The organism is Salinimicrobium oceani (assembly GCF_012037645.1).
The window spans coordinates 1-434 of sequence record NZ_JAAVJR010000703.1; the positions used below are offsets into that span (position 1 = coordinate 1).

The following is a 434-nucleotide window of genomic DNA, read 5'->3' on the forward strand; positions in this document are numbered from 1 at the left end:
TACGGTAGCTTAGGTGATCAATATCAGCTAAATCAAAAAAAAAGCACCTCCGGGATTTTTGAGGTGCTTTTATTTTTTAACAATTCAAAATTTAATGAACGGCAATAGGGTCTGGATTTCCATCGGGATCACCTGATGCGGTTCCATCTGCTCTTACACTTCCAAGAACAAGGATTCCCGCTACGTGTGGAGAAGCCATAGAGGTTCCACTTATGGTATTATAACCACCACTCTTCCAGGTTGATTTTATGTTTACTCCGGGTGCTGCATAATCAATAGGAGGATTTCCATAGTTAGAAAAAGATGCGAATCTGTCATTGATGTCAATAGCAGAGACAGTATAGATATTTGTACCATTTACTCTCGCAGGAGAAGAATTGTTTGCATTGGTGCTGTCATTTCCTGCCGCAAGAGCAAATTTAATACCCTTAGCT

General features: G+C 40.1%; 1 protein-coding gene. It reads right to left on the reverse strand.

Annotated features, from left to right (window positions below):
- Positions 1–91: 91 nt before the first annotated feature.
- Positions 92–434, reverse strand: a 343-nt coding sequence (locus HC175_RS18970) for a S8 family serine peptidase (RefSeq protein ID WP_168139737.1), incomplete at its 5' end; no start/stop codon positions are given.